Below are 3,470 nucleotides of genomic sequence, written 5' to 3'. Positions count from 1 at the left end.
AGCGGCTCTTAAGGCAAAAGCGGTGAAGTTTCCACCGTAAGACCGCATTGAGATTTCGCGGCAGCTCCGTTCCGCCAAATACCTGAAATCCCCTCCGGGCTGCGTCTCGTGCGACCGCGTCATCGAGGTGAAACATCCCTACATTCGCGGCAAGATCGTCGCGACCCTGCCCAAGGCCACGCTGGACGATGTCCGGCGCGCCTTGCGCATGGCGCGCGACTACCGTTCCACGCTGACCCGCCACGACCGCTATCGCATCCTGACGAAAGCCGGCGAGCCGGTCGCCCATCGCCGCGACGAGATTGGATTGCACGCCTGATCACGCTGGAATCGGGCCAGTGCCTAAAGGACACGCAGCATGAAGTCGGCCGCGCCTCCGATGTGATGCTGTTCGCGGCGAACCAGGCCCTGGTGAAGAGTTTTTTCAACACCAGGACTATTCGCTGCCCTGCTAAGCCGCAGTCGCCGCTTATCCCTTTCGTTACCCCTTCCGGCAGTCCCTTCTTTAGGTCCGATCTTTTAGCCCCTGCTTGCTTTATTGCTTTTATTGGCTTATTACTTCATTGACTTCATTGATCCAGGAGACAAACACCATGCTCATCGGAATTCCCAGGGAAATCAAGAACCACGAATACCGCGTCGGCCTGACACCGTCGTCCGTGCGTGAGCTGGCGGCGGCCGGCCACCGCGTGATCGTGGAGCACAACGCTGGCTCCGGCATCGGTGCCAGCGACGCCGAGTACGAAAAAGCCGGCGCCGGCATTGTCCAGGGGGCTGATGAAGTATTTGCGAGCGCCGACATGGTGGTGAAGGTCAAGGAGCCGCAGACCGCGGAGCGCGCGCAGCTGCGGCCGGGCCAGTTGCTGTTCACTTACCTGCACCTGGCGCCCGACCCGCAGCAATGCAAGGAACTGGTCGACAGCGGCGCGGTCTGCATCGCCTACGAAACCGTGACCCAGGCCGGGGGCGGCCTGCCCTTGCTGGCGCCGATGTCCGAAGTCGCCGGCCGCATGTCGGTGCAGGCGGCCGCGCACAGCCTGGAGCGGGCCCATGGCGGCCGCGGCATATTGCTGGGAGGCGTACCCGGCGTGGCGCCGGCCAAAATCGTCATCCTCGGCGCGGGCGTTGTCGGCTCCAACGCAGCACAGATCGCCGTGGGCACCGGTGCCCAGGTGGTGGTGATAGACCGCAGCCTCGATGCGCTGCGCCGTATGGACCGCCTGCTGGGCGCGCGCGTGATCACGCTGTTCTCGAACCGGGACAACATCGAGGAGCAGGTGCTGTCGGCCGACGCAGTGATCGGCGGCGTGCTGATTCCCGGCGCGGCCGCACCCAAGCTCGTGTCGCGCGAGCTGCTGTCGCGCATGAAACCGGGCTCGGTGGTGGTGGATGTGGCGATCGACCAGGGCGGCTGCTTCGAAACCTCGCGCGCCACCACCCACGCCGACCCCACCTACGTGGTGGACGGCGTCGTGCATTACTGCGTAGCCAACATGCCGGGCGGCGTGCCGCGCACCTCCACCTACGCGCTGAACAACGCCACCCTGCCCTTTGTGCTGGCCCTGGCGAACAAAGGGTGGCGGCAGGCGCTGAAGGACGACGCGCACCTGCGCAACGGCCTCAACGTCGCTGACGGCAAGGTCACCTGCCTGGAGGTGGCCAATGACCTGCGCTACGTCTACCATGCCCCGCAGACCCTGCTGGCAGCCTGAACGATGGAGCAACGCCCCTACTGGCTATGGCAGGCGCTCGCTACCGACGATGGCGACCCGGCCCCGGCGCTGGTGAGCGACACGCGCGCCCAGCTGTGCATCATCGGCGGCGGCTTCACCGGCCTGTGGACCGCCATCCTCGCCAAGCAGGCCAGGCCCGACCTCGATGTGCTCGTGCTCGAAGCCGATGTCTGCGGCGGCGGCGCCAGCGGACGCAATGGCGGCTGCGCGCTGACCTGGTCGACGAAGTTCTTCACCCTGCAGCGGCTGTTCGGTGACGCCGAAGCCGTGCGCCTGGTGCGCGCTTCCGAGCAGGCGCTGCTGGACATCGAGGCGTTTTGCGCCGAACACAGCATCGATTGCGAATGGCGGCGCCACGGCACGCTGTTCACCGCCACATCGCAAGCGCAGCTCGGGGCGTCCGATGCGGTGGTGGCCGCGCTTGAAGCGCACGGCATCAATTCCTGGCAGAAGATGCCCCCGCACGAGCTGCAGCGCCGCGCCGGATCCCGCGCCCACCTGGAGGGCTGGTACTCGCCCGTGGCCGCCAGCGTACAGCCCGGCAAGCTGGTGCGCGGGCTGCGCAGGGTGGCGCTGGGCCTGGGCGTGCAGCTGCATGAAGGAACGCCGATGCGGGGCCTGGAAGAGGGCTCGCCCCCGGTCGTTCGGACGCCGCACGGCAAGGTCACGGCCGACCGCGTGGTGATTGCGATCAATGCCTGGATGGCCAGCAGCTTCCGCGAGTTCGAGCGCAGCATTGCCATTGTGTCGAGCGACATGGTGATCACCGAGCCGGCTGCGGCCGCGCTGGCTGCCTCGGGACTGGACGGCGGCATCTCGGTGCTCGACTCGCGCATCTTTGTGCACTACTACCGCAGCACGCCGGACGGCCGGCTGATGTTTGGCAAGGGCGGCAACACCTTTGCCTATGGCGGACGCATGCTGCCGGTGTTCAACCAGCCTTCGCCCTACCGCGAGGAACTGGCCGGACGCCTGCGGGGCTTCATCCCGGAACTGGCCGGCACGCCGATTGCCGCCAGCTGGAACGGCGCCTCCGACCGTTCGGTCACCGGCCTGCCCTTCTTCGGCTGCCTGCGCGGCCGCCCCGACGTGTTCTACGGCTTCGGCTACTCGGGCAACGGCGTCGGCCCCAGCCGCATGGGCGGCGAGCTGCTGTCCTCGCTGGCGCTGGGACTGGACAACGAATGGACGCGCAGCCCGCTCCTTCGCGGACCGCTCGGCCGTTTTCCACCGGAGCCGATCCGCTATGTCGGCTCGCTGATGGTGCGCAACGCCATACGGCGCAAGGAAGCCGCCGAAGACAGCGGTCGGCGCCCCTTCCTGCCCGACGTGATGCTGTCGCGCTTCGCCGCGGCAGCCGGCAAGGCGGACAAAGCCTGAGCCACCGTCCCGGCGCTGCCGGCAGCGCCGCAGTGCCAGTGACAACGGCAGTGACTGCGGCAATGGTGCGCCGGAGCGCGCCCCGCCACCGTCCGGTCATCATCGGGCCATCACGCGGCGGCGCATCCCTCACAATGCAGGAACCGTGTTCGCCCTTTTGCAAACCTTTTCCTGGAAGGAACTGCGCTACCACCCCTGGCGCAATGGCGCCGCCGTGGTCGCCGTCATGCTGGGCGTGGCCCTGGCGTTTTCGGTGCACCTGATCAATGCCTCGGCGCTCAGCGAGTTTTCCCAGGCGGTGCGCGCCGTCAACGGCCAGCCTGACCTGGAACTGCGGGCCGTGCAGGGCGGCTTTGA

The 3,470-nt window shown here is 67.1% G+C and carries 3 protein-coding genes and 1 pseudogene; all 4 read left to right on the top strand.

The genetic code is table 11. The features are described from left to right. Positions 1 to 82: 82 nt before the first annotated feature. Positions 83 to 414: pseudogene (locus V6M57_RS11565) on the top strand (aldehyde dehydrogenase family protein); the annotation flags it as partial. Between the two features lie 179 nt (positions 415 to 593). Continuing rightward, positions 594 to 1,712, top strand: coding sequence for an alanine dehydrogenase (gene ald, locus V6M57_RS11560; RefSeq protein ID WP_332815143.1), 1,119 nt, complete (start codon positions 594 to 596; stop codon positions 1,710 to 1,712). Between the two features lie 3 nt (positions 1,713 to 1,715). Next, positions 1,716 to 3,113, top strand: a complete 1,398-nt coding sequence (locus tag V6M57_RS11555) for an FAD-dependent oxidoreductase (protein WP_332815142.1) — start codon at positions 1,716 to 1,718, stop codon at positions 3,111 to 3,113. Between the two features lie 145 nt (positions 3,114 to 3,258). After that, positions 3,259 to 3,470: hypothetical protein (locus tag V6M57_RS11550; RefSeq protein ID WP_332815141.1), on the top strand; the 212-nt coding region annotated here is incomplete at its 3' end.

Origin of the sequence: Ramlibacter sp. (assembly GCF_036676645.1) — a bacterium.
Classification (GTDB): domain Bacteria; phylum Pseudomonadota; class Gammaproteobacteria; order Burkholderiales; family Burkholderiaceae_C; genus Ramlibacter.
This window is presented reverse-complemented; position numbering and strand designations above follow the sequence as displayed.